The sequence below is a fragment of the Holdemania sp. genome (assembly GCF_986127675.1).
On the sequence record NZ_CFQZWI010000039.1, the window covers coordinates 1 to 25065 of the forward strand.

A 25065-nucleotide genomic window follows, 5' to 3' on the forward strand; every position below is an offset into this window, starting at 1 on the left:
ATCGACTGACCTTTCTTTTTTACCAAACAATATCTTTAATTAAGGGAAACGGGGAAATCGCTGCCGGATTACGCATTGCTGACGCCGTTAAGCGAGGCGTTGGGAATCACGCTGAGCGAATTATTTTCGGGCGAATTGATCCGTGCAGAAGATTTAATGGAAAAAACAGATCAGGTGCTGCTGGAGGTGATCGCCGGATGGCTGGGCCGGGATGAGCAGGTGCCGGCTGACAAGTCCAGCTTATCTTGTCCGGTCTTGCGGCTGGAGCATGTCGCCAAGGTTTATGAGAATGACGGCGTACTGACGCAGGCGGTGCGGGACGTCAGCTTCACGGTGGACAAAGGCAGCTTTGTCGGAATCATGGGGGCTTCCGGCTGCGGAAAGTCGACGTTATTGAATCTGATCGCGACGATGGATAAGCCCAGCGGCGGAACGATTGAGCTGGATGGGCAGGATCTGGCGGAATTATCGGAAGCAGATCTGGCGGCTTTTCGCCGGGATCATCTCGGATTCATTTTTCAGGAATACAATTTGCTGGAAACGCTGACAATCCGGGAAAATATGATGCTGGCGCTCACGATCAAGCAAACGCCGAAAACTGAAATTAAAGGGATTGTGGAACACTGGGCTGCCAGGCTGGGGATCTCTGAGATTCTGCAGCATTTTCCCAGCGAGGTTTCTGGGGGACAGCGGCAGCGCTGTGCCTGCGCCCGCGCGATCGCGACGCAGCCCACGCTGATTCTGGCCGATGAGCCGACCGGGGCGTTAGACAGTCAGGCGGCGAAAGCGCTGTTGAAAACGTTGACGATGCTGCGCGGGGAGGGGGCGACGATTCTGATGGCGACTCACGACGTTTTATCCGCCAGCTATTGCGACCGCATCCTGTTGATGCACGATGGTCAGCTGCGAAAGGTGATCGAGCGGGGAAGTTTAAGCCCACAGGCGTTTTTTACCCGCATTCTGGACGCGATGGGATCGGTAAGAAAGGCGGCGGAGAATGGTTTTTAAATTAGCGTGGCGTAACGCCTGCCGCAGTGCCGGCGATTATTTTGTCTATGTGATGACGGTGATCATTCTGGCCGCACTGTTGTGTTTTTCCCATTGTGTTGCAGCGTTAGGACAGAGGCAGGCCGGATTTCAGACGGCGGCGCTGCCGCTTCTCATCGTTTCAATTCTGGTGCTGCTGGTCGGGGTTCTCAATCAGTTCATCGTGGCGCAGCGGGCTCAGGAGCTGGCCGTTTACCTTTTAATGGGAATGGAAAAACGCCGGTTGATCCAGCTGCTTCTTTTGGAATTGGGATGGATCGGAGCGTTCTGCTGCCTGTTGGGAATCTGGCTGGGCTGTGGCGCCGGTTGGATCCTGCTCTTTTCGCTGCCGGAGGGGGCGATCTTCGCCAACATGCTGCCGCTGTTTGGCCAGAGCGCGCTGCAGACGGCCGTCTGGTTTCTGCTGGCCCAACTTTTATCCGCTTATCCGGTTTACCGGAAATTATCGCGCCTGCAGATTTGTCAGCTGTTCGCCGAGCAGCGGCGGAATTCGCCTTTGAATCCGGATCAGCGAAAGCGGTGGCAGACAATCTTTCTGGTCAGTCTGGCGGTCTATGTGTTCCTGCTGATCCTGCTGGTTCGCGGAAACGAGGAAATCATGATGTTCTCCATCGCGTTCATCGCGATCCCCCTGCTGCTCAGCGTTGCCGCTTTTTACAAGTTTGTCTATGCCGCAGGTTCAGGTCTGCGCCGCACCTGCCCCTCTGCGCTGCTTGAAAATGACCGTTTGCTGAAGATCGCGGAATTCAGCGGCGGGGCGAAAAGCGGAGCACTTCTTAACACGGTGTTCTGTGTCTGTCTGATCTTCGCGTTTACAGCGTTTTGTTTCGGCACGCTGTTGTTTGCGGAGGGGCTGGTTGTTGGTGATCCGCAGACGCAGCGCTGGATGGGGTTCTTGCAGATCAATATCGGACTGATCTTTCTGGTTCTTTATTTTTCAATGCTTTCCTTAACGCAGCTACTTCAACTGCGGCGGCAGAGGCGCGCGCTTATGATTCTGCACGCTTTGGGCAAAAGTGAGAAAGCGCTGAACCGCTGGCTTGATTATCAGGTTATCGAAGGTTTGAGTCTGCCCATGGGCATGGGGATTGTTTCGCTGGGGCTTGCCGCGCCCTTTGTCAATTTCAAATTGAATGCGATGCTGCTTCCGGCGATGCCCGATGTTCTGTTTCAGATCGGCGGCGTGTTTGTTTTATGCTTTGGGATTTTGTATTGTATTTATTTTTTTGCGGCTGCCGCGTTTAATCGCCGTTTTCTGCGAAGACTGCTGGCGCCCCGGACAGGCTGAAAATCAGAAGTCCAACGTTGCTTTACTGAATTGCCTGAAGCGGGGAAAGAAGCCGAAGTCTTCCAGCGCTCAGATTTCTTTTTTCTGTTCACAAGCACTGCTCAGGTGTCAAATGTCACATTTATTAGCGGAAAACGCAAAAAAAGCCACCGGGAGAGGAGGGAAGTATGTTATAATTTTGGATAGTTAATGGAGGGAAAATAATGAGTTATGCGATAGAGATGCTCAACATCACCAAGGACTTTCCAGGCATCCGCGCCAACGACGATGTGACTCTTCAAGTAGAGGAAAAAAGCATTCATGCTCTCTTGGGAGAAAACGGGGCCGGAAAATCCACGCTGATGTCGATTTTATTCGGTCTGTATCAGCCGACCCGCGGCACGATTAAAGTGCGGGGACAGGAAGTAAAAATAACAGACCCGAATGTCGCCAACAGCCTGGGGATCGGGATGGTGCATCAGCATTTTAAATTGGTAGAATGCTTTACGGTCACTGAAAATATTATTCTCGGACTGGAACCGAAAACAAAATTCTATACCACGGATATCAAATCGGCGGCGCAGCGGATTCAGCAGCTGAGCGAAATGTACGGGCTGAACGTCGACCCGTATGCCAAGATTCAGAATATCTCGGTCGGCATGCAGCAGCGCGTCGAAATTTTGAAGATGCTTTACCGCAATGCGGACATTTTGATCTTTGACGAACCGACGGCGGTGCTGACGCCGCAGGAAATCCATGAGCTGATGGAAATCATGCGCAATCTGACCAAGGAAGGCAAGACGATTATTTTAATCACGCATAAATTGAAGGAAATTAAGGAAGTCGCCGATGTGTGCACCGTATTGCGGCGCGGCCGGTGCATGGGGACGATTCAGGTCGCGGAAACTTCGGAAGAGGAAATGGCAAAGCTGATGGTCGGCCGGGAAGTCGATTTCGGCGTTGAGAAGCAAGCTCAGCAGCCCGGCAAGGTCGTGCTGGAGATCGAGCATTTGAAAGTCAAAAACTCCAAGGGGCTTTTAGGCGTGAAGGATTTCAGTCTGCAGGTGCGCGCCGGTGAAATTGTCGGCGTGGCAGGCATCGACGGCAACGGACAGACGGAGCTGGTGTATGCGCTGACCGGACTGGCGAAGGCGGAAGGCGGCAAGGTGCTGCTTAACGGCAAGGATATCACGCACAGCTCAATCAAGCACCGGATCGAAGCCGGGATGGGCCATATTCCGGAAGATCGGCATAAGCATGGTTTGATTCTGGATTTCAAACTGAAAGAGAACATGGTTATTCACAGCTATAACGAAGCGCCGTATGCGAAGAACGGCCTGCTTCAGATGGCGGCGATCGACAGGAAAACCGACGAACTGATCGAAATGTTCGACGTCCGCAGCGGTCAGGGCCGGGAAACGATTACCCGCAGCATGTCCGGCGGCAATCAGCAGAAAGCGATCATCGCCCGGGAGATCGACCGCAGTCCAAAGCTGCTGATCGTCGTTCAGCCGACGCGGGGACTGGATGTCGGCGCGATCGAGTACATCCATAAACGGATCGTGCAGGAACGCGACAACGGCAAGGCAATTCTGCTTGTTTCGCTGGAGTTGGACGAAGTGCTGGCGCTGTCTGATCAAATTGCCGTGATGTTCAACGGCGAGCTGACCGGCTGGGTCAAAGCGGAAGAGACGGATGAAAACGAGCTGGGTCTGATGATGTCCGGTTCGATCCGGAAGGGGGTTGGCGAAGCATGAAAAAAAGAGAAAAACTGGCAGCTCCGTTAATCGCGGTTCTGCTGGGTCTGTTAGTCGGCATGATCATCGTCATCGCCAGCGGGAAATCGCCGGTGCTGCTGATCTCGGCGATTGTCAAAAGCTTCTGCGGCTTTGACATCCTGGCGCCGGGACCGATCAACCCGCGCTACTTCGGCGAGTTTATCGTCTTCTCGATGCCGCTGATTTTGACCGGTCTGGCGGTCGGGTTCGCTTACCGCACCGGTTTGTTCAACATCGGCGGCGAAGGTCAGGTCATGGTCGGGGCGCTGGCGGCGACCGTCGTCGGCATTCTCGTACCGCTGCCGCCGGTGCTGCACGCGATCGTCTGTTTGATCGCCGGCGGCGCTGCCGGGGCATTATGGGCCTTTTTACCTGGCTTTTTGAAAGTCAAACGGAATATCTCGGAAGTCGTCACGGCGATCATGATGAACTATGCCGCGCTGTACTTCTGCAACTACATCTTAAAGGCGCTGCCGGGTTCAACCCAGACCCGTACAGTGGATCTGCCGGCCTCGGCGCTGATCAAATCGGATTTTCTCAAGCAGATCACGAATAATTCCCGCCTGCATTGGGGCATTCTGGTCGTCATTCTGGCGGTGATTGTTTATCACATCGTCATTGAGAAGACGACGTTCGGCTACAGTCTGCGGGCAACCGGCTTCAATGCCGAGGGCGCACGTTATGCGGGCATGAAGGTTGAACGCAACGTCGTCTATGCGATGATGATTTCCGGCGTTATGGCCGGGCTGGCAGGAGCGATCATGGTCTTGGGCACCTTCGGCTACGGACGCGTGCTGAATACGGCGGAAAACTACGGCTTTGACGGCATCGCCGTCGCGCTGGTCGGCGGGTGCAACGCGATCGGCATCTTCTTTGCCGGCTTGTTGTTCGGTCTGCTGAAGGTGGCGCAGCCGCTGATGCAGTCGATGCAGATTCCGAAGGATATCGCAACGATCATCTCCTCGACCATCATCATGTTAGTCGCGATGCAGAACGGCATCATCTTCATTATGAACTGGTTGTCAAAAAAGAAAGAAACGGCGGAGAAAGGAAGTGAAGAAGCATGAGTTTGTTCTATAACATGTTTACGATCACTCTGATGATCTCGGCTCCGATTATCATCGCGGCGCTGGGCGGCTTGTTCAGCGAACGCAGCGGCGTCGTCAACATTGCGCTGGATGGCATCATGCTGGTCGGAGCGTTTGTTACCGCAGCGGTGGTTGTGGTGCTGGATCCGACCGGAGCCAACAGTAAGACGGCGATTCTGATCGGCTTGATCGCGGGCATGGCGGCCGGCGTGGTCTTCTCCCTGCTGCATGCCTATGCGAGCATCGACCTGAACGCGGACCAGACGGTTTCCGGGACGGCGCTGAACTTGCTGGCGGCCGGCATCACGGTCTATCTGTGCCAGATTTTCTTCAACCAGCAGCGTACCCCGGCGTTTATCCGCGGTATCACGCGCATTGATGTGCCGGTCTTAAAGGACATCCCGGTATTGGGCGAGATGTTCTTCAAGCAGGTGCATCCGACCTTCTATCTGACGATCATCCTCGTCTTTGTAACCTGGTTTGTCGTCTTTAAAACACCGTTCGGTCTGCGCATGCGCTCCTGCGGTGAATTCCCGCAGGCTTCTGCGTCGATGGGCATCAACGTCCGCCGGATGCGCTATTTCGGCGTGCTGGTTTCCGGCGCGCTGGCAGGCCTGGCCGGGGGCGTCATGGTCTTGACCCAGGACGTTCAGTTTACCGTCGTGACCATTCACGGTTTCGGGTTTATCGCGATCGCGGCGCTGATCTTCGGTAAGTGGAATCCATTCGGCGTCTTAGGCGCCGGCATGTTCTTCGGCTTCTCCCAGACGCTGGGCTTCTACGCGAAGGACATCCCGTTTCTGGCGACGCTGCCGACGGAATTCTTCAGCATGTTCCCGTATGTTCTGACGATCATCGCGCTGGTCATCTTCGCCGGCAAGTCGGTCGGTCCGAAGGCGGCGGGCGAAATATACGATACAGGCAAACGTTAAGACTGAGCCGGCTGAAATTGTGCAATTCCATTCAGCCGGTTTTTCTTTTTCCCTGTTAATTCTGGTATAATCAGTAATAAAGAAAGAAATCAGATTTCATCGCTGATAAGGAAAGAGGATATTGATGAAGATTGAAGAAATCAGAAAATCATGGCGGCAGCTTGTCGCGCAGAAAGAGTTCAAGCAGGTAGCGGAATTGCTGCGGCAAAGTCCGGAGCGGGAAAAAATCATGCAGCGGGGACGGGAGCTGTGCGCGCATACATTTGTGTTCGATCATCCGTGGGACATGGAACGGTGTCTGACGCCGCATACCATGGAAACGATGAATTGGAATCAGGTGTTCAATGACGACGAGGAATGGACATTCATGCTCAACCGCATGGATTACTGGTCGGCGCTGGCCAAAGCGGCGCTGATCAGTCAGGATACGCGCTATCTTGATCAGGCGAAAGACTTTTTGCTTGACTGGATCACGCAGCATCCCCAGATTGAAGCCAGTCTGTCGACGCGTACGCTGGATACCGGCATCCGTGTGGTCAACATGCTGGAATGCGCAGCGCTTTTGGAAGCAGCGGAAAAGCTGAGCGAAGAGGAGCTGACATGGATTCTTACAAGCGTAGAGAATCAGCTGGCGTATTTGAAAGCGAATTATATTGAGAAATACACCTTGAGCAACTGGGGCAGCATTCAAACCTGCGGGATTATCGTGTGCTCGGCAATGATGGGAAAGGATCCGCGGCAGGATGAAGTCTACCGCTGGGCACTGGAGGAACTGGAAACCCAGATGCAGCTTCAGATCGGATCCGATGGCATGCTTTGGGAACAATCGACGATGTATCATGTCGAGGTGCTCAACAATGTGCTGCGGGTATTGGATTACGCGCAGTATTATCCGATTCCGCTGACGGATGAAATCCGCGAAAAAGCACATGCGATGACTCGGGCGCTGATGCATATGATGATGCCGGATCATCAGATCGAAACCTTCGGCGACTCCGACCGGGTCAATGCCGAGGATGTCATGAACAAAGGCGCTATTTTATTTGACGATCCGCAGCTGCGCGCGATGGGCAGCGATCAGGGCGACAGCGATCTGCTTTTAAACGGCGGGATGCCGGCCTGGCGCAAGCTGCAGACCCTGCCGAAGCAGACGCCGCAGACGTTGCTCTATGCCGGGCAGGATTGCGGCATCGTCGTACGCCGGAGTGATTTCGGCCGGAGCGCAGAATGGATGATGGTGCTTAACGGCGAGCTGGGCAGCGGTCATGGTCATTCGGATAATCTGCATTATTCGATTATCCACCAGGGTCTGCCGTTTGTGATCGACCCCGGCCGCTTCACCTATCGTGAGGATCATCCAGTCCGCGTCGAACTGAAAGGGATGAGCGCGCACAACACGGTGGTTCTGGACGATCAGCCCGGCAGCGTGCCGGATTCCAGCTGGACCTATCAACGGTTTCTGCGTCCGTTGGCAACGCTCATCCGCGATACGCCGGAGGGCTTGTATTGGGAAGGGGGCGTATTGACCGAACAGCCGCAGATGACGCACATCCGGAAGCTGATCATGCTTCCGCAGGGCTGCTGGGTTGTCTGTGATGAGATTTTCTGTGAGGGCGGGCATACCGTTGTCAGCCGGATCCAGCTTGATCCGCAGGCAGAGGTCAGCAGCAATCAATCGGATTGGCAGTTGAAACAGGGAACAGTCAAGCTGAATTATCATCATGAAGGCTTGCCGGTCAGCGTGGAACAGGGACCGTGTTCGCTGCGCTACAACGAATTGCAGGACCATAAAATCCTTGCCAGCCGGGGAACGATGCGCGGATCGTTGTTTCAGGACGAGCTGTTTTATGGCGAGGACTTCCGGCTGGAACCGGCTGAGGTTGTGCAGCCGGGCCGCGGAAAGCTGAGGCAAGAGGAAGTCAGCGCCTGGCGGTTTGTCCGGGGTGAAGAAAGCTATACGTGCGTCATTTTCCATCAGCAGCTTTACCGGGGAAAGAAGATTTTGTATTGCGAAGGGCTGCCGCTGCACAACCAGGCCTGTTTGATTATCAGGAAAGCGGGCTTGAAAAAGCTGATCCGGCTGAAATAAAGCGGGCGGAACTGGGTGTTTAAAGCTGCAGGGAAGCATGAAGAAACTGAAAATAATAAATTGAAATGCCTGCTTGGAATGAATTGGCAAAAGGGGAAGGCGGCGCTGCAAAGGCAGCGCCTGTCATCCCTGACGTTTATTCGCGTGAGGGCAAACTAAAGTGCGCTGACTCTTTGTGAAAAGGGATGCAGCGCTTTTTTTTGACTGATAAAACTTTTTGACTGCCGGTCTTTCTGATCGTGTCCAAAGTCAAGGTCAACGGGTCTATTAAATCATTGCGGCACAAAGACCTTCGCCGCTTAATTCATCAATAAACTGACGGCAACAGGCCTTTTAAAATACAGCGGCATAAAGACCCCGGATTTTCATCTGCTGCCTGTCTTTAATAACGAAAGTCAAAAAAGCTGTGGATTTGTATAGCGATGAAAAGACGGAATATCAACTGGTAAGACGGACGTTTGCGTAAAACAAAAAACAGCGCCGGTTTGCGCAAAAATGGATAGCGGCCTTCAAGAATATAAAAAAGGAGAAAGAATGAAAAAAAGAGAACGCTGAGCGCGTTCTCAAGAAGATAAGAATTAGATTTTAATGGTGTTCTTTTCAATCAATTCCTGTTTCAAATCATAAAGCTGGCGGGAATAATCGACATAATACCGATGCGGATAACGCAGCCGTTTGACTTCCTCCCACAGCGTATCCATCTGCTGCATGCAGTAGTTTTTAACTTCTTCCGTTGTAGGAACAGTATAAACTAACTTGCCATGATCGAAAATCTGTTCCTGCAGCTCGCGCATTTCATAATCCTTGATCCGTTTCTGCTTCCACGGCGCCTGCGGATCAAATAACAGATACTCATCCGTCGGAATTACTTCGTCGCGCAGCGCTAATAAATCGGCGATCGCCTGATGATTCTCTTTGTCATAGAACCGGATGATTTTCTTAAAGCCCGGATTGGTCAGCTTTTCCACGTTGCCGCTGATCTTGATCTTCGGGATAATCTGACCATCTTTTTCATGCGCTACCACTTTGTAGACGCCGCCCAAGACCGGTGTGGATTTGGCGGTGATCATGTTTTCACCCACGCCGAAGGTGTCGATCTTCGCATCCTGCATGATCAGATCGTCGATTAAGAATTCGTCCAGCGAATTGGAAACGACGATCTTGCAGTCGGTCAGACCGGCCGCGTCGAGCATTTTCCGTGCTTTCTTTGACAGATAAGCCAAATCGCCGCTGTCGATCCGGATTCCTTTTAAACGGTGGCCGTTCGGAATCAATTCCTCCTGGGCCACTTTGATCGCGTTGGGAATGCCGGAATGCAGCGTGTCATAAGTATCGACCAACAGGATGCAGTTGTCCGGGGAAACCCGCGCGTAGCTGCGGAAGGCTTCCAGCTCGCTGTCATGCAGCTGAACATAGCTGTGGGCGATCGTACCGCTGACCGGGACGGCATATTTCTGACCGGCAATCGTGCAGGCGGAACCGGCGCAGCCTGCGATGTAAGCGCCGCGGGCCCCTTCGGTGGCGGCGTCGAAGCCATGCGCCCGGCGCGAACCAAATTCCAGGACGGCCCGGCCCTTGCTGGCACGGACGATGCGGTAGGCTTTGGTTGTAGTCAATGTTGGATAGTTGATGCACAAAAGCAGAATGGTTTCCAGAATCTGCGCCTGAATCAAGGTGCCGCGGATGGTGACCAGCGGCTCGTTGGCGAACACCGGCGTTCCCTCCGGAATCGCCCAGACGTCCACGTCCATCGTCATCGTTTTTAAATAATGCAAAAAATCCTCGTCAAAGTAACCCGTCTGCCGCAGATAATCAATCTGCGCGTCCGTGTAATGAAAGTTTTGAACGAAATCAATAAACCGGTGCAGGCCGTTTAAAATCAAGAAGCCGCCGCCGTCTGGAATCGTCCGCACGAACATATCGAAGTAGGCAATTTCCTCATGTTTATTCTCTTTAAAATACGCATACGCCATCGTATATTCGTAAAAATCGGTCAGCAGCATTAAATCTTCGGGTTGCATTTGTTATTCCTCCTCGTTGTTCACGACATGAATACCGGCGTTGGCCATCAATTTCAGCGCCCAGTGCCCATAGTCCTTGGCACTGTGTCCCGGCGCGTCGAAGGTTGCGACCTGATCCTTCGGCACGATGACTTCAATACCCAGATCGTTTTGATTAATATACCCTTTTAAAGATAAAGCAAACTGCAATACGCAAATATCGGTGCAGCAGCCGACGATCATCACGGAACGCAAATTGGTCATCTGCTGGAACACTTCTAAAAACTCAGGCTGAACAAAACCGTTGGTCGAATTCTTTTCCAGGATGATAAATTGATCGGCATAGGGCTTCAACTCCTTGATCAGTTCGCTCTCCTCGCTGTCTTTTAAACAATGCGGCGGAAAGCTGGAAAATTCTTTCGCGCTTTCATTGTGGCAGTCGCGGAAGGCGAGAATCGGGAAATCGCGCTTTAAATAAGCTTTCACAGTATCCAGCACGGCTGGGGTGATCTGATCAATTTTCGGGTCCGCCAAGGCTCCGGTATGGATAAAGCCGTTGATCATGTCGACGACGACCAATAAGGAACGGTCGTCTTTTTCTTTCAGAAAAAGTTCTGTTTTCATCTCTTTGGCCTCTTTTCTTCTTGCTTATTGATTATCATAACAAAATTTTTAAACGATGAAAATGAAATCATCCGAATTTGTCCTGTTTTTTCAATAGAAGAGGAAAACGGGTTTTTTCTAAACGGGAATTTTGCTGAATTTCGGGTCTGATCATCAGCGCGTCAGTTCGCTGCACTCCCTTTGCGGGCGTCTGCTTTCGCAGTCTGATCGCGGGGGAAAAGGAAAGATTTTCTGTTTTTTGCCTGGAAAGTGGGATATACTAGGTAGCGAAGGAGGAACGTTTGATGAGAAAAGAAACCCTTTGTAAAAATGTTGAAATGCATATTCTGGAAACCGGAAAATTCAAGGATGTCATCCTGTCATTCCGTTTTTTTAATGAACTGAAAACTCCGGACAGCTGGGTCAGGACCGTGTTGGCGCTGATGTTGGCAGACCGGTGTGAGAAATATCCGACGAAGCGGGAGGTATCCTGCTGCCTGGATGGATTGTATGGCGCCAGCGCGTCGGCGCGGACGACGACCTATGGTCAGGGACAGATTCTGGAATTCCGCGTCAAAGCTTTGAATGAAAAATATGTCGGCGGGGATCTGTTGCAGCGGCAGATCGCGCTGGCTTCGCAGTTTCTTCTGCATCCGCTGAAAGACGGGGATCAGCTGTCGAACGCATTATTTAAGGAAGCCATGATCAATTTAAAAGCGATGATCCAACGCCGCAGCGACAATCCGGCCTCCTATGCAGCTTCTCAATGCGCGAAACTGCTGGGTGAAGGTCAGGCGTTAGGCATCAGCGTGCTGCCGACGATGGAAGAAGCGGAAACAATTACACTGGCGCAAGTCAGCGAAGCCTATGAAAAAATGATCCGCGAGGACCGAATTGATATTTTTGTGGAGGGACAGGTGGATCCGGCGACCGTGATCTCGCTGTTAAAACACGCGTTCCCATTCGAAGACCGTGAGCTGGAAATCAAAAGCGAATATCTGGCGGAAAAGGAAGCGGCTGAAGAAAAATCTGAAACCCGTTCAATCGATCAGACGACGCTTGTCATGATGTATCCGACGCACGTTGCGCTGAGTGGCCCGGATTACTGGGCGCTGCGCACCGGCAGCTGCATCTTCGGCCAGCTGCCGACGTCGTTATTGTTTCAGGAGGTGCGGGAAAAGCGCAGTCTGTGCTATTCAATCTATTCAAGCATTCTTTCCTACGACGGCGTAATGAGCGTCAGCACAGGAATTGACAAAGCGCATCTGGACGAAGTGAAGGAATTGATCGAGCAGCAGCGCCAGCGCATGGCTGAGGGTGCTTTCGACGAGGAAATGCTGGAGACTGCCAAGGAAATGTTGATCAATTCGATCCTCGCTTCCGAGGATGATCCACTCTCGATGATCAACCGGGAATTCCAGAACTGTCTGCTGGAACAGACGCAGACGCTAGAGCAGATCAGCGACCAGATCCGCAGCGTTACGCGCAAGGCCATCATGAAGCTGTTTGCCGCGATGGAATGCAAAGCGGTGTTCGCATTAATTCAGAAGGAGGACGTCCATGAAGAAAATTGTTAACGCGCAGTTTGACGAAACGTGGTATACGCATACGCTGGATAACGGATTAAACCTGATCTTCTGGCATAAGCCGGAATTTGTCAGCACAGCCGTGGTCTTTGCGACGCCCTACGGCGCTCTGGACTACCGACAGATCGACAAGGACGGCAATCATCTTGATTTTCCAAGCGGAATCGCGCACTTTCTGGAACACAAGTTATTTGAGTCGGATGAAGGCGACGTCATGGATGATTTTTCGCGGATGGGCGCGAATGTCAACGCGTTTACCTCCTACAACGAAACGTGTTATTACTTCACGACCAGTCATGGTGATCTGAAGGAACCGCTGAATCTGTTACTTGACTTTGTGCAGGATCTGCGGATTACCGACGAATCGGTGGAAAAGGAAAAAGGCATCATCAATCAGGAATTGAAGATGTATTTGCAGATGCCGGACAGCCGGTTGATTTTTGAAACGTTTAAGGCGCTGTATCACAAGCATCCGCTTAACCGTGATATCGGCGGGGATGAAAAAAGCGTCAACGCCACAACCCGGCAGCTGTTGGAGGATTGTTACAAGCTGAACTATCATCCTTCCCGCATGACGTTGATCGTCGCAGGACCGCAGGACCCTGAAACGTTGTTGGAATGGATTGAGGAAAATCAGCAGCCGAAGTCGTTTGAGCCGGTCAAGGATGTCGGAAGGTATCTGGAAGAGGAACCCCAGACGGTGGTGTCCAGCCATACGGTCATCCCGATGGACGTCGCCGTCCGCAAGGTCAGTGTGGCGTATAAATTTGCGCCGCTGAAGACCTCGGCCAAAGAGCGGGTGCGCCAGGAGTGGGCGATTCGGTGTCTGCTGGAATCGCATTTCAGCGCGCTGAATCCGGATTATCAAAAATGGCTGGACAATGAAATCATCAACGATTACTTTGGTTATGAAATTGATCTGGGCAAGGATTACGCAATGATGATGTTCTATAATGAAACGGAAGACGCCGCGGCGTTTACCCGATTTGTCGAAGAACAGCTGAATGGGTTGAAGAACCGGGCTGTCGACTATCAGCAGCTGCAGCTGTTAAAACGGCGGTATTTCGGCGAAGCGATGCGGACGTTTAACAATATGGAGGATATTGCGGTGGCGATGATTCGAAATCAGTTCAATGGCGTCAGTTTCTTTGATACCCTGGAAATCATCGGTCAGCTCGATCAGAAGCAGGTGCAGGAAGCGTTCGAGGCCTTGAAATTTGATCAGCGCAGCGTCGTGGAAATCAGTCCGGCCAGAGGTCAGACTGAGGCTTAACAGTCCTTTTGACGGTGCTGAAATAAAATTTAGAAAAAAATCAAAAAATGGAGAATTCTGACTTCTCCGTTTTTTTTGCATATTTTCCGCGTGATAATTCCAGCTAACTATGAAAAAAAGGTTGAATTCGCCGGTTTGCCAGCGGGGAAGGTCTGCGGCATAATGAAGCAGCAAGGAGGAAAGCTATGTTAAATTTCATGGTATTAGTAGGAAAGGTCAAAGAAATTCCCGAAATCCGGCTGACAGCGGCCGGCACAAAAATCGCGACGATGTTGCTGGAGGTCGACCGCGGATTCCGCAACAGCAATGGCGAGTATGATCAGGATGTTTTTAATGTTGTGCTGTGGCGGGGGATTGCGGAAACCTGCGCGGATTTACTGCGTCCCGGTTCGGTTGTCGCGGTGAAAGGCCGGCTGCAGGCGCACAATTACGAGCCGAAGGAGGGGCAGATGTATTACAACGCGGAGATCGTGGCGGAAAAGGTTTCGTTTATTTCAGTGAAACCGCTCAACAATCCGCCGTTAGCGGAAATGGCGGTGTGACGTTTATTTCTTTGTAAGAATTTGCAGATTGTTGGAAATCCGTTTATAAGCTATACTTGAAATCGAAATGAGGGATAATGATGAATGAGAAAATCCTGATCGTCGACGACGATGCGGAAATCGCTCAGCTGGTTTCAGTTTATCTGAAAAACGAAGGTTTTCAAACAACCGTGGAGTACAGCGGAACGGAAGCGTTGAAGTTAATTCGGGACCACAAATTTGACCTTGCGGTTCTTGACGTCATGCTTCCTGACTGCAGCGGATTTCATCTGTGTGAAGAAATCCGCAGCCATTATAATTATCCGGTCATCATGCTGACGGCCAAAGGCGAGGATATTGATAAGATTACGGGGCTGACAATCGGGGCTGACGATTACATCACCAAGCCGTTTAATCCGGTTGAAATGACAGCCCGCGTCAAAGCGCAGCTGCGCCGGTATATGCGCTATAATTCCCAGAAGCGGGACGATAATATCATTGATTTTCAGGGATTAATCTTAAATTGCAGCACGCATGAATGCACGCTGTATGGAGAAAAGCTGAATCTGACGCCGACGGAGTTTTCAATTCTTCAGATGTTGTGTGAGAATCGGGGCAAGGTCATCAGTTCGCAGGATTTGTTTGAAAGCATCTGGAAGGAAAAATACTTCGAGTCCAACAATACGGTGATGGTCCATATCCGGCGCATCCGCGAAAAGATGCACGAACAGCCGCGCAATCCGAAATTCATAAAGACGGTGTGGGGAATGGGGTATAAAATTGAAAAATAGCCTGCGACGATTTAAGATCCGGCTGTTTCTGGAGTTAAGCCTGCAGATTGTCGGCGCGATTCTGCTGCTTTTACTGGGACTGCGGCTGGTCGATGGAATTTTAAATGATTTTATTGCGAATTTTCTATTCTCACTGGACAGCGACCTGTATCGGTTCTGCGTACGCAACAAAGCGGCGCTGTTGTTTTTAATCGGTTCCGGCACGATTATGATCGTCATCTATTTTACGATCCGTAAGACTTCGAACTATCTGGAACAAATCATCACCTCGATCAACCAGGTTTTTAATAAAGATGAGAATTTGGTCGTGCTGCCGACGGATTTTAAGGAAATTGAGAATCAGCTGAATTCGATTAAATTTGAAACGCTGCGCAGCGAACAGGCGCAGCAGCAGGAACAACAGAAGCGCGATGATCTGGTCGTTTATCTGGCGCATGATTTAAAGACGCCGCTGACCTCGATTATCGGATATCTGTCGTTGTTGAACGATGAGAAAGAAATCAGCGAGGAACTGCGCGGGAAATACACGCAGATCGCTTTGGAGAAAAGCTATCGGCTGGAAAGTCTGATCAATGAATTCTTTGATATTACACGGTTTGCGCTGCAGAAACAGACGCTCAATAAAGAACCCGTGAATTTAAGCGTCATGCTGCAGCAGCTGACCGACGAGTTTTATCCGTTGTTTGAGGAGCGGCAGGTTCAGTGCAGGCTGCAGCTGAAAGAGGGCGTGATGATCGAGGCTGACGCCGACAAACTGGCGCGGGTATTTGATAACCTGCTGCGGAATGCATTGGCGTATTGCGACAGGAACAGCGATATCGAGATCACCATGCAGGAAAACGCCGGCGGGGTGGAGCTGATGTTCGCCAATATCGGACCGCAGCTGAGCGACGATCAGATCAGCCTGTTATTTGAGAAGTTCTACCGCGCGGATCCTTCGCGCAGCGCCGCTACCGGCGGCGCGGGATTGGGACTGGCGATCGCCCGGGATATCGTGGAGATGCACGGCGGCACGATCAACGCTGTCGGTCAGGGCAAGCGGATTGAATTCCATCTGCACTTTCGCGCTCTGCCTAAAAACACAGTCCGGAAAGTACCGCTGGATAAAGCTTGAAAAGGAGAAAAGGAGGCTGTGTTTGCGCCTTCTTTTTTTGATTTTGAGCAAAAACCGCTGAAACAGGTGCTTTGCCCCGGATTTCTTGGTATAATAAATCCCGGATAAGAAATTTGCAGGAAAGGAAGAAACAAGTATGGCATTTGAATCGTTGACAGAGCGGCTGAATAAAGCGTTTAAGAATATCAGCGGCCAGGGCAAACTGACTGAAAAAAACATGGACGACATGCTTCGGGAAGTCCGGCTGGCTTTGCTGGAAGCGGACGTCAATTACAAGATCGTCAAAGATTTTTTAGTAAAGGTTAAGGATAAAGCGGTAGGGCAGGAGGTCTATACCTCGCTGAATCCGTCGCAGATGGTCGTTAAGATCGTTCACGACGAACTGGTCGCACTTTTAGGTGAGAAGGAAGCGACGCTGAACTTTAAGGAATCCGGCATGACCGTCGTCATGATGGTCGGTCTGCAGGGAACCGGTAAAACCACGTCTGTCGGCAAGATTACTTCGCTGTTAAAACGAAAATATAATAAGCATCCGATGTTGATCGCGGCGGACGTCATTCGTCCGGCGGCGATTGAGCAGCTGCAGACGTTAGGCAAGGAAGTCGGGGCCGAAGTGTTCTCGCTGGGAACGGAAACCGACGCTGTGGAAACGGTCCGTCAGGGCCTGGCGCATGCGAAGGAAATCGGCGCGGATATTGTGTTGATCGATACGGCCGGCCGTCTGCACATCGACGAAGCGCTGATGGAAGAACTGGCGAAGATCAAGGAAATTGCCAAACCGGACGATATTCTGTTAACCGTCGACGCGATGACCGGTCAGGATATCATCAACGTCGCGCAGGCGTTCCATGAAAAGCTGGACGTCACCGGCTTAGTCGTCACCAAACTCGACGGCGATTCCCGCGGCGGCGGCGTCTTGTCCGTCCGTTCGATCACTCAGGTGCCGGTAAAATTTATCGGTTTGGGTGAAAAGATGGAAGATCTCGACGTCTTCTATCCAGACCGCATGGCCGACCGGATTCTCGGTATGGGCGACATCATGACCTTAGTCGAACAGGCCCAGGAAAAGATGGATCTGGAACAATCCGAAAAGAGCGCCCGCAAGATGATGGAAGGCACCTTTACGCTGGACGATATGCTTCAACAGGTCGAACAGGTTCAGAAGATGGGCTCTTTAGGCAGCATCATGAAGCTGATTCCGGGACTCAATCAGTTCGCTTCCCAGCTTGACGATGAAAAGACAACGAAGCAGATGAATCGTTCCAAAGCGATCATCCTGTCCATGACCAGGGAAGAACGTCAGGATCCGGGTATTCTGCGCGCCTCCCGCAAGAAAAGAATTGCGGCCGGCAGCGGCACGACCGTGCAGGAAGTCAACGCGCTGGTCAATCAGTTTGAGAAGACCCGCCAGATGATGAAGCAGATGGCGCAGATGCAAAAGGGCGGCAAGCTGAATATGAACGCTCTGATGGGGCAGAAGAAGGGCATGAACATCCCGCTGAACCCACGCCGCCGCAAGTGGTAAAAAGCAGAAATACAAGAAAATGAAGCCTGTAAAGGAAAAACACTTGACAGGCTTTCTTTTTATGATATGATGAGTAAGTAATTTTCAGGAGGTATAGAAAAATGGCTGTTAAACTGCGTTTAAAGAGAATGGGTGCTAAGAAGGCTCCGTTTTACAGAATAGTCGCTGCGGATTCCCGCTTCCCAAGAGACGGACGTTCCATCGAAACGATCGGATACTACAATCCGACAACGAATCCGGCTACCGTTAAGATTGATGCGGATCTGGCAATGAAGTGGCTGAGAAACGGCGCGCAGCCTTCCGATACAGTTCGCAATCTGTTGTCCGGCGAAGGTCTGATGAAGCGTTTGCACGAAGAAAAAAACGCGAAGTAAAGTATGGCAGAACTCGATCTGGAGAAAGTCTTACTGAACCTGGTCAAGCCGATGGTGGAAGACCCGGACAGTGTTTCAGTGAAGTCGCTGCCAAGTCTTAACGAAAACGAGATCCTGTTAGTGGTGTATGCCAAGAGCGAGGATATCGCCCGTTTGATCGGCCGCCAGGGAAGCATGGCTTCCGCGCTGCGGCAGCTGATGAACGTGCCGGCCCGGATCGAAAACCGCCGGATTTCGGTAAAATTTGAGTCGTATTAAGAAGGATGCCCTGCATCCTTTTTTCAAAGCAGAGAAGGGGGAAGCCGGATGAAGAAAATGATCATTGGCAAAATTGTCAACACCTTTGGTATCCGCGGAGAGTTGAAGGTGGTTCCGGATACGGATTTCATTGAAGAACGCTTTGCGCCGGGACAGACGTTGATCGTCTGCCTGCCGGAAGGTGAGGCAGAGGTCACGATCGCGTCGGTTAAGGAACATAAAGGTCTTTTGCTTGTGCTGCTGGAAGGCGTGACGAACATCAATCAGGTAGAACATTTCAAGGGCTGCGAACTGGCAGTTGATCAGGACGCCCTGCCGCCCTTAGCGGAGGGTGAATATTATTTCTTCCAGCTCAAGGGCTTAAAAGCGATTGATCCGCAGGGGAACGAATTGGGGACTGTCGTGCGGATGGAAGCCTCGGCGGCGCAGAATCTGATCCGATTGAAAAAACCGGACGGCAAGCAGGCGTTAATTCCGTACATCGACGTTTTTGTGAAGCAGGTTGATCTGCAGGCCAAAACGATCACGCTCGATCTGATCGAGGGACTGTTATGAAAATCACGATCCTGACGCTGTTCCCCGAAATGTTTGAGGGCTTTTTGACGACGTCGATCATCAAGAAAGCCCGCCTGAAGGGGCTGGCGGAAATTGAAGCGGTCGATATCCGCGAATTTACCGACGATAAGCACAACCGCGTCGACGAATATCCTTTCGGGGGCGGTCAGGGGATGATCATGAAATGCCAGCCGGTGCTCGATTGTCTGAAAAGCGTCCGGACGCCCCAAAGCCGGGTGCTGCTGATGGGACCGACCGGCCAGCAATTTAACCAGGCCAAGGCCCGCGAGTTGGTAAAACAGGATCACCTGATTCTTTTGTGCGGTCATTACGAGGGCTTCGATGCGCGGATCCGCGCGTATGTCGACGAGGAGATCAGTATCGGCGACTATGTGCTGACCGGCGGCGAACTGGCTTCCATGGTGATCACCGATGCGGTGACGCGCCTGGTGCCGGGCGTGATCACGGAAGAAAGTCATCTCGATGAATCGTTTGAGAACGGCCTGCTGGAATATCCGCAGTATACCCGGCCGGTGGATTATGAGGGTCACACCGTGCCGGAGGTGCTGCTTTCCGGCCATCATGAAAACATCCGCAAATTCCGGCTGAAGGAGTCGCTGCGGCTGACGCTCCAGGTGCGTCCGGACTTGTTGGAAAACCGGAGCTTCACCAAGGAAGAACGGAAGCTTCTGGATGAAGTGCTGGAAGAGGAAGAAGCGAAAGCGGAGGCATTTCTGCAATCAGAAAGTCCGGAAAATCAGGAGAATCTGGAATAAAAAGGATTGCTTTTTGACCTCGCGTATGTTATAATAATACAGCTTAATAGCGTCCATGTTCCGCTGATTCTGCTGAATGAATGAGCATCGGATAAAATCGAGATTTGAAAAGGAGAAAAAGTATGAATCTGAATTTAGTCAACGAAATCACAAAAGATCAGCTCCGTACCGACATTCCGGAATTCCGTCCGGGCTGCACAGTCAGAGTTGACGTCAAGATCAAAGAAGGCGACAAGTCCCGTATCCAGGCGTTCGAAGGTCTGGTCATCGCGAAGAAGGGCAGCGGCATCGCTGAAACCTTCACGGTTCGTAAAATGTCCAGCGGCGTCGGCGTTGAAAGAACATTCCCGCTGCATTCGCCAATCATCGACAAGATTACCGTCGTCCGTCGAGGCAAGGTCAGAAGAAGCAAGCTGTTCTATCTGCGCGGCCTGTCCGGCAAAGCGGCTCGTATCAAAGAAATTCGCTAGTCGAAGCCGGAGCTATCCGGCTTTTTCTTTTGTTGCGCCCCAAAGCGGCGCAGGGAGGAGTTGCCATGGAAGAAAACAAACAAGCGCCGATCAACTGGGGACGGGAGATTCTGGATTTCCTGAAGATGCTGCTGATCAGCATCGTCGTCGTGTTCCTGTGCACGCGGTTTTTAATCCGGCCGGTGCGGGTCGACGGCGATTCCATGTATCCGACGCTGCACAACAACGCGATCGGGTTTTCCAATATTCTGACTTACCGGATGCAGGGCTTAAAGCGTTTTGATATCGCGATCATCTATGTGCCGGAGAAGAAGGAATATCTTGTCAAGCGCGTGATCGGACTGCCGGGGGAAACGATCGAATACCGTCAGGATCAGCTGCTTGTCAACGGCGAAGCTGTGGCAGAAGATTTCTTCGATCAGGACTACAAGCGCAGCCAGAGCGCCAACGGCAGCTTCACCCAGGATTTTGGACCGGTGACGCTGGCGGATGACGAATACTTCATGCTCGGCGACAATCGTCCGTATTCCAGCGATTCCCGCTGGTACGGCCCGTTTAAGAAGGAACAGATCAAGGCGAAGGACGTTGTCGTGCTGTTCCCGTTTCAACAGATAGGAGTGCATTGATATGACCATTCAGTGGTTTCCCGGGCACATGACAAAAGCCAGACGGGAAATGCAGGAAAATTTAAAGCTGGTCGATTTAGTGATCGAGCTGCGCGACTGCCGGATTCCGCTGTCTTCCAAAAATCCGATGCTGGATGAAATCATCCAGATGAAACCCCGTTTGATCGTGCTGTCAAAAAAAGATAAAGGCGAAGCGGAAATCACCCAGCAGTGGATCGAGAAGCTGAAGGACGATACGACGCTGGTCATCGCCGCCGATCTGCTTCACGACTCGTTTGTGCCGAAGCTGACGCAGGCCTGCAAGGAAGTCATGAAGGAAAAAATCGAACGGATGATCCGCCGGGGAATCCGGCCGCGCGCCATCCGCGCGATGGTGGTCGGCGTGCCCAATGTCGGCAAATCCACGATGATCAACCGGCTCGCAGGCAAGAAGATCGCCCAGACCGCAGACCGGCCGGGCGTTACCCGTTCCCTGCAGTGGGTCAAGCTGAACAAGGATGTCGAGCTGCTTGATACCCCGGGTGTGCTGTGGCCGAAATTTGAAGATCCGACCGTCGGTTTTCATCTTGCGCTGACCGGCGCGATCCGCGATGAAATCTTACCGAAGGAGGAGGTCGTGGTCTATGCCCTGAAATGGCTCAGCGTCAACGAGCCTCAGCGGTTAAAGGAACGCTACGCGCTGGAGAACCTCGCCGCGGATCCCTATGCGCTTTTGACGCAGATCGCCGTTGCCCGCAAGCATTTGAATAAGCAGGGCGAGGCAGACCTCACGCGCACGATCGACATGGTGATCAACGAAATCCGCAACGATAAGCTGGGACCGATCAGCTGGGAGCGTCCGGCATGAATCATCAGGCTGGATTGGAATATGAGCGCAGCTTCTGGGATCAGGGCAAGCATGTCGTCGGCATCGACGAAGCGGGTCGGGGACCGATTGCCGGGCCGTTGGTCGTGGCGGGAGCCGTGTTCGACATCGGCTACGCGAATTCTGAAATCTACGATTCCAAAGCGCTGAGCGAGAAAAAACGGGAGAAGCTGTTTTCGCTGATCCTGCGGGAAGCCCGCTGCTACAAGATTAAAATCGTCACCCCGGAAGAAATCGACACGCTCAATATCTACCGCGCAACGCAGAAAGCGATGGAAGAAATCGCCTGTGAAATTAACGCGGAAGCCGTATTGACCGATGCGATGCCCCTGCTTCACTGCGCCAAGCCGACGCTGTCGATCATCAAAGGCGATCAGAAGAGCCTGTCAATCGCGGCCGGCAGTATTCTGGCGAAGGTTGTACGGGATCATATCATGCTGGGCTACGACCGCTTATATCCGGACTACGGCTTTGCCAGGCACAAGGGATATCCGACCAAAGCGCATCTGGAAGCGATGGAGAAATACGGCGTGCTGCCATTCTACCGCAAAAGCTACGGTCCGGTTGCCCGGATGAATCAGATGACGCTGGATTTGGATTGATCGTGATCATTTCCCGACCGTTGAGATAAGTGAGATTGAACAAGGAAAGAAAATGGTCTGCCTCTTACGGATCATTTTTTTGCTTTTGAGGATCGCGGGGATTCGAGGAGGGCGGACCGGAACTGCGGAATCCTTGGAACAGCCATTGGCCGATTTTTAACGTGATTTAGGCTTAACGGTAAAAAAAACGGGCTGTTGGTAAAAAAAACAGGATTTTTGGAAAATCCTGCGTATATCTTTTATAGAAGGGATTCGGTGAAGATATGCGGAAACAAATTTTAGGGCTGGCCCTGCGTTATCAGGGGGAATGGGAAAAGATCACGGAAGGACTGAAACGGGGAGAGAAACCACCCTGCCCAGCGATTGCCGTTCCGTATGTGACCTGGGCGGATGCGGAGTATCCGGCGCTGCTGCGGCAGCTGCGCTTTCCGCCCTGGATTCTGTTTTACCAGGGGAATCTGGCGCTAGCCGATCTGCCGGCGACGGGGATCGTCGGTTCACGGCGAGCCTGCCGCTATGGCTTAACGATGACGGAACGCTGCTGCGGGGCGTTAAAGGACGAGGTGATCGTCAGCGGGCTGGCGCTGGGGATCGACGGGGCAGCCCACCGGGCAGCCTTGCGGTTATGCCGCGGCACGATCGGAATCGCCGGCTGCGGACTGGACCGGCCCTATCCGGCGTATAACCGTGATTTATATACGGAACTGCCGAAAGCCAATCTGCTGCTGAGCGAATATCCGCCTCAGACGCCGCCGCTGAAGCATCACTTTCCTTGGCGCAACCGGCTGATCGCCGCGCTGAGCGACCGGATCGTCGTCATGCAGGCGGGATTTCACAGCGGCACGATGCTGACGGTCAACGAAGCGATCGAGCTGAACCGGGAGGTCTGGTGTTTGCCCTATCCCGCAATGAATAAGGAAGGCGAGGGCTGCAACCTGCTGATCAGTCAGGGCGCGGAAATTCTAATGGAGCCCTCCCAGCTGACGCGAACGCCGCAGGAACGGCGTCAAGCCTGTAAAAACCGTGTTAAAACCATGAAATTTTAAAAAGACATTTGTAATTTCCTTGAAGTTATGGCAATATAGGTTATTGGAACTGAGAAGGACTCAGTAGTAAGGAGGATGACGATGAAAAATTTAGTCATTGTCGAGTCGCCGTCAAAATCAAAAACAATCGAAAAATACTTGGGTAAGGATTACGAAGTAGTTTCCTCCAAGGGACATATCCGCGATCTGGCCATTAAAGGAAAGGATGGCCTGGGCGTCGACGTCAACGACAATTTCAAAGCAACTTACAGCATCAGCGATGATAAAAAAGAAACCGTCAAAGAATTGAAAGCCAAGGCGAAGAAAGCCGATCAAGTCTATCTGGCAACCGACCCCGACCGCGAAGGGGAAGCGATTTCCTGGCATTTAGCCAGCGAATTGAAGCTGGACGTCGACCAGGACAACCGCGTCGTGTTCAACGAAATCACCAAGGATGCGGTGCTGCAGGCGTTTGATCATCCGCGTAAAATTGATATGGACCTCGTCCATTCCCAGGAAACCCGTCGGATTCTCGACCGGATCATCGGCTTTAAGCTGTCCAAGCTGCTCAAATCCAAGATTCGCAGCAAGTCGGCCGGCCGCGTGCAGTCGGTCGCTTTAAAGCTGATCGTCGAGCGGGAAAAAGAAATCAAAGCGTTCGTGCCGGAAGAATACTGGACGCTGGACGCCAAGTTCAAAGAGGACGATAAGGAATTCAGCGCGGCGTTAGCCAAGATTCAGGGTAAGAAGGCGGAGATTAAAAATAAGGAACAGGCCGACGAGGCGCTGGCTGCCTGCCAGGGACCGATGACCGTGACCGCGTTAAAGAAGCAGGTCCGCAAAAAGGAAGCCAAGCCGCCGTTAATCACCTCGACGCTGCAGCAGGAAGCGTCCACCAAGCTGAGTTTTTCCGCCAAGAAGACGATGCAGGTCGCGCAGAAGCTGTACGAAGGCGTCGAACTGGAAGATCACAGCGAAGGTCTGATCACCTATATGCGTACCGATTCCACGCGGTTAAGCAACGTCTTTATTGAAGCCGCGCACGATTTTATTGTCGGTCGCTTTGGTAAGGAATACTGGGGCAAGTACAAGATTAAAAATGATGAAAATTCACAGGACGCGCATGAAGCGATCCGTCCGACAAATCTGGAAAATGAGCCGGACAAGGTGAAGAAATACTTAACGCCGGATCAGTACAAGCTCTACAAGCTGATTTATGCCCGCGCCGTGGCTTCGTTAATGGCGCCGAGCAAATCCAACACCGTCAGCGTTGTCCTGTCGATTAACGGCTACGACTTCAACGCCAGCGGCACGCAGTTGGCGTTCGACGGTTATTTAAAAATGGTTTCCGACTATGAGTCCAGCAAGGACGTGCTGCTTCCGGATCTCAGCGAGGGCCAGCAATGCACGCCGGTTTCGCTGCTGGGCAATCAGCACTTTACGGAACCGCCGCTGCGGTATTCCGAAGCCCGGCTGATCAAGGAGATGGAAGAGGAGGGCATCGGTCGTCCGTCGACCTATTCGATGATCATCGACACGATCCAGCAGCGCGGTTACGTCGAATTGAAGAAAGCCAGCGAATCAAGCAAGACGAAAGTCTTTTTCCCGACTGAACAGGGTGAGCTGACCTCGCAGAAGCTGGAAGAATTCTTCAACGAGATCATCAACGTCCGCTATACGGCGAACATGGAAACCGAGCTGGATGAAATCGCCGAGGGCGGGCGTGATCACGTGCAGTCGCTGAAGGAGTTCTACGACAAATTTGAACCGTTGGTCGACAATGCCTATCAAAATATGGAAAAGATGGAGCCGGAAAAAATCGGCGAGCTCTGTCCGGATTGCGGCGGCGAGTTAGTCATCCGCCAGGGCCGCTTCGGCAAGTTCATCAGCTGCCTGAACT

Annotated in this window: 24 protein-coding genes; 22 read left to right on the plus strand and 2 right to left on the minus strand. The window is 52.1% G+C overall.

The features are described from left to right. Positions 1-75 precede the first annotated feature (75 nt). The 6 genes from AC5OW4_RS07685 (at position 76) to AC5OW4_RS07710 (ending at position 8201) form a co-directional block, all read left to right on the plus strand. A complete protein-coding gene (locus AC5OW4_RS07685; RefSeq protein WP_493676845.1) occupies positions 76-1008 on the plus strand; it encodes an ABC transporter ATP-binding protein in 933 nt (310 codons plus the stop codon). Beyond that, on the plus strand, positions 998-2335 hold the full coding sequence (locus tag AC5OW4_RS07690; RefSeq protein ID WP_072683544.1) for an FtsX-like permease family protein: 1338 nt from the start codon (positions 998-1000) through the stop codon (positions 2333-2335). Before AC5OW4_RS07685 ends, AC5OW4_RS07690 begins: the two co-directional genes overlap by 11 nt. Before the next feature lie 203 nt (positions 2336-2538). Then, positions 2539-4071, plus strand: a complete 1533-nt coding sequence (locus AC5OW4_RS07695) for an ABC transporter ATP-binding protein (protein WP_072683543.1) — start codon at positions 2539-2541, stop codon at positions 4069-4071. Continuing rightward, complete coding sequence (locus AC5OW4_RS07700; protein ID WP_072683542.1) at positions 4068-5159, plus strand: ABC transporter permease; 1092 nt, start codon at positions 4068-4070, stop codon at positions 5157-5159. The genes AC5OW4_RS07695 and AC5OW4_RS07700 overlap by 4 nt, the downstream gene beginning before the upstream one ends. Then, positions 5156-6112: an ABC transporter permease gene (locus AC5OW4_RS07705; protein ID WP_072683541.1), complete on the plus strand. Its 957-nt coding sequence runs from the start codon at positions 5156-5158 to the stop codon at positions 6110-6112. The genes AC5OW4_RS07700 and AC5OW4_RS07705 overlap by 4 nt, the downstream gene beginning before the upstream one ends. Before the next feature lie 124 nt (positions 6113-6236). Beyond that, complete coding sequence (locus AC5OW4_RS07710; protein WP_072683540.1) at positions 6237-8201, plus strand: alginate lyase family protein; 1965 nt, start codon at positions 6237-6239, stop codon at positions 8199-8201. Between the two features lie 578 nt (positions 8202-8779). Here the strand turns inward: AC5OW4_RS07710 and AC5OW4_RS07715 are convergent. Both AC5OW4_RS07715 and AC5OW4_RS07720 read right to left on the minus strand, forming a co-directional pair. After that, on the minus strand, positions 8780-10222 hold the full coding sequence (locus tag AC5OW4_RS07715) for a nicotinate phosphoribosyltransferase (RefSeq protein WP_072683539.1): 1443 nt from the start codon (positions 10220-10222) through the stop codon (positions 8780-8782). 3 nt (positions 10223-10225) lie between these two features. Further along, positions 10226-10825, minus strand: a complete 600-nt coding sequence (locus AC5OW4_RS07720) for a cysteine hydrolase family protein (RefSeq protein ID WP_072683538.1) — start codon at positions 10823-10825, stop codon at positions 10226-10228. 284 nt (positions 10826-11109) lie between these two features. On the opposite strand from AC5OW4_RS07720, the gene yfmF reads away from it, so the two are divergent. The 16 genes from yfmF to topA all read left to right on the plus strand — a co-directional run. After that, entirely contained in the window at positions 11110-12381 is a 1272-nt protein-coding gene (gene yfmF / locus AC5OW4_RS07725) for an EF-P 5-aminopentanol modification-associated protein YfmF (protein WP_072683537.1), read from the plus strand. After that, a complete protein-coding gene (gene yfmH / locus AC5OW4_RS07730) occupies positions 12365-13663 on the plus strand; it encodes an EF-P 5-aminopentanol modification-associated protein YfmH (RefSeq protein ID WP_072683536.1) in 1299 nt (432 codons plus the stop codon). Before yfmF ends, yfmH begins: the two co-directional genes overlap by 17 nt. 185 nt (positions 13664-13848) lie before the next feature. Beyond that, positions 13849-14205, plus strand: coding sequence for a single-stranded DNA-binding protein (locus AC5OW4_RS07735; protein ID WP_072683535.1), 357 nt, complete (start codon positions 13849-13851; stop codon positions 14203-14205). Positions 14206-14285: 80 nt separating this feature from the next. Continuing rightward, positions 14286-14975, plus strand: a complete 690-nt coding sequence (gene vanR / locus AC5OW4_RS07740; RefSeq protein ID WP_006060879.1) for a VanR-ABDEGLN family response regulator transcription factor — start codon at positions 14286-14288, stop codon at positions 14973-14975. Further along, on the plus strand, positions 14965-16089 hold the full coding sequence (locus AC5OW4_RS07745; protein ID WP_072683534.1) for a sensor histidine kinase: 1125 nt from the start codon (positions 14965-14967) through the stop codon (positions 16087-16089). Before vanR ends, AC5OW4_RS07745 begins: the two co-directional genes overlap by 11 nt. A gap of 136 nt (positions 16090-16225) precedes the next feature. Beyond that, positions 16226-17614 (plus strand): signal recognition particle protein, encoded by a 1389-nt coding sequence (gene ffh / locus AC5OW4_RS07750; RefSeq protein ID WP_072683533.1) that lies wholly within the window; start codon positions 16226-16228, stop codon positions 17612-17614. A gap of 101 nt (positions 17615-17715) precedes the next feature. After that, positions 17716-17988, plus strand: a complete 273-nt coding sequence (gene rpsP, locus AC5OW4_RS07755) for a 30S ribosomal protein S16 (RefSeq protein ID WP_006060882.1) — start codon at positions 17716-17718, stop codon at positions 17986-17988. A 3-nt stretch (positions 17989-17991) separates the two neighbouring features. After that, on the plus strand, positions 17992-18246 hold the full coding sequence (locus tag AC5OW4_RS07760) for a KH domain-containing protein (protein WP_006060883.1): 255 nt from the start codon (positions 17992-17994) through the stop codon (positions 18244-18246). 48 nt (positions 18247-18294) lie between these two features. After that, on the plus strand, positions 18295-18801 hold the full coding sequence (rimM, locus tag AC5OW4_RS07765; RefSeq protein WP_072683532.1) for a ribosome maturation factor RimM: 507 nt from the start codon (positions 18295-18297) through the stop codon (positions 18799-18801). Next, positions 18798-19577 carry a tRNA (guanosine(37)-N1)-methyltransferase TrmD gene (gene trmD, locus AC5OW4_RS07770; RefSeq protein WP_072683531.1) on the plus strand — a complete coding sequence of 260 codons (780 nt, stop codon included), beginning with the start codon at positions 18798-18800 and terminating at the stop codon, positions 19575-19577. Before rimM ends, trmD begins: the two co-directional genes overlap by 4 nt. 122 nt (positions 19578-19699) lie before the next feature. After that, positions 19700-20047: a 50S ribosomal protein L19 gene (gene rplS / locus AC5OW4_RS07775; RefSeq protein WP_006060887.1), complete on the plus strand. Its 348-nt coding sequence runs from the start codon at positions 19700-19702 to the stop codon at positions 20045-20047. A 65-nt stretch (positions 20048-20112) separates the two neighbouring features. Beyond that, positions 20113-20673 (plus strand): signal peptidase I, encoded by a 561-nt coding sequence (gene lepB, locus AC5OW4_RS07780; RefSeq protein ID WP_072683530.1) that lies wholly within the window; start codon positions 20113-20115, stop codon positions 20671-20673. Between the two features lies 1 nt (position 20674). Continuing rightward, the gene (gene ylqF / locus AC5OW4_RS07785; RefSeq protein ID WP_072683529.1) at positions 20675-21520 is read left to right on the plus strand and encodes a ribosome biogenesis GTPase YlqF; all 846 of its coding nucleotides are present in this window, start codon (positions 20675-20677) and stop codon (positions 21518-21520) included. After that, positions 21517-22140 (plus strand): ribonuclease HII, encoded by a 624-nt coding sequence (gene rnhB / locus AC5OW4_RS07790; protein ID WP_072683528.1) that lies wholly within the window; start codon positions 21517-21519, stop codon positions 22138-22140. The genes ylqF and rnhB overlap by 4 nt, the downstream gene beginning before the upstream one ends. Before the next feature lie 263 nt (positions 22141-22403). Further along, entirely contained in the window at positions 22404-23186 is a 783-nt protein-coding gene (gene dprA / locus AC5OW4_RS07795; protein ID WP_072683527.1) for a DNA-processing protein DprA, read from the plus strand. Between the two features lie 81 nt (positions 23187-23267). After that, on the plus strand, positions 23268-25065 hold a 1798-nt coding region (topA, locus tag AC5OW4_RS07800), incomplete at its 3' end, for a type I DNA topoisomerase (RefSeq protein ID WP_493676846.1).

Coding starts and splice junctions, on each gene's coding strand:
- AC5OW4_RS07690 (WP_072683544.1), top strand. CDS start 998: ATGGTTTTTAAATTAGCGTGGCGTAACGCCTGCCGCAGTGCCGGCGAT.
- AC5OW4_RS07695 (WP_072683543.1), top strand. CDS start 2,539: ATGAGTTATGCGATAGAGATGCTCAACATCACCAAGGACTTTCCAGGC.
- AC5OW4_RS07700 (WP_072683542.1), top strand. CDS start 4,068: ATGAAAAAAAGAGAAAAACTGGCAGCTCCGTTAATCGCGGTTCTGCTG.
- AC5OW4_RS07705 (WP_072683541.1), top strand. CDS start 5,156: ATGAGTTTGTTCTATAACATGTTTACGATCACTCTGATGATCTCGGCT.
- AC5OW4_RS07710 (WP_072683540.1), top strand. CDS start 6,237: ATGAAGATTGAAGAAATCAGAAAATCATGGCGGCAGCTTGTCGCGCAG.
- AC5OW4_RS07715 (WP_072683539.1), bottom strand. CDS start 10,222: ATGCAACCCGAAGATTTAATGCTGCTGACCGATTTTTACGAATATACG.
- AC5OW4_RS07720 (WP_072683538.1), bottom strand. CDS start 10,825: ATGAAAACAGAACTTTTTCTGAAAGAAAAAGACGACCGTTCCTTATTG.
- yfmF (WP_072683537.1), top strand. CDS start 11,110: ATGAGAAAAGAAACCCTTTGTAAAAATGTTGAAATGCATATTCTGGAA.
- yfmH (WP_072683536.1), top strand. CDS start 12,365: ATGAAGAAAATTGTTAACGCGCAGTTTGACGAAACGTGGTATACGCAT.
- AC5OW4_RS07735 (WP_072683535.1), top strand. CDS start 13,849: ATGTTAAATTTCATGGTATTAGTAGGAAAGGTCAAAGAAATTCCCGAA.
- vanR (WP_006060879.1), top strand. CDS start 14,286: ATGAATGAGAAAATCCTGATCGTCGACGACGATGCGGAAATCGCTCAG.
- ffh (WP_072683533.1), top strand. CDS start 16,226: ATGGCATTTGAATCGTTGACAGAGCGGCTGAATAAAGCGTTTAAGAAT.
- rpsP (WP_006060882.1), top strand. CDS start 17,716: ATGGCTGTTAAACTGCGTTTAAAGAGAATGGGTGCTAAGAAGGCTCCG.
- AC5OW4_RS07760 (WP_006060883.1), top strand. CDS start 17,992: ATGGCAGAACTCGATCTGGAGAAAGTCTTACTGAACCTGGTCAAGCCG.
- rimM (WP_072683532.1), top strand. CDS start 18,295: ATGAAGAAAATGATCATTGGCAAAATTGTCAACACCTTTGGTATCCGC.
- trmD (WP_072683531.1), top strand. CDS start 18,798: ATGAAAATCACGATCCTGACGCTGTTCCCCGAAATGTTTGAGGGCTTT.
- rplS (WP_006060887.1), top strand. CDS start 19,700: ATGAATCTGAATTTAGTCAACGAAATCACAAAAGATCAGCTCCGTACC.
- lepB (WP_072683530.1), top strand. CDS start 20,113: ATGGAAGAAAACAAACAAGCGCCGATCAACTGGGGACGGGAGATTCTG.
- ylqF (WP_072683529.1), top strand. CDS start 20,675: ATGACCATTCAGTGGTTTCCCGGGCACATGACAAAAGCCAGACGGGAA.
- rnhB (WP_072683528.1), top strand. CDS start 21,517: ATGAATCATCAGGCTGGATTGGAATATGAGCGCAGCTTCTGGGATCAG.
- dprA (WP_072683527.1), top strand. CDS start 22,404: ATGCGGAAACAAATTTTAGGGCTGGCCCTGCGTTATCAGGGGGAATGG.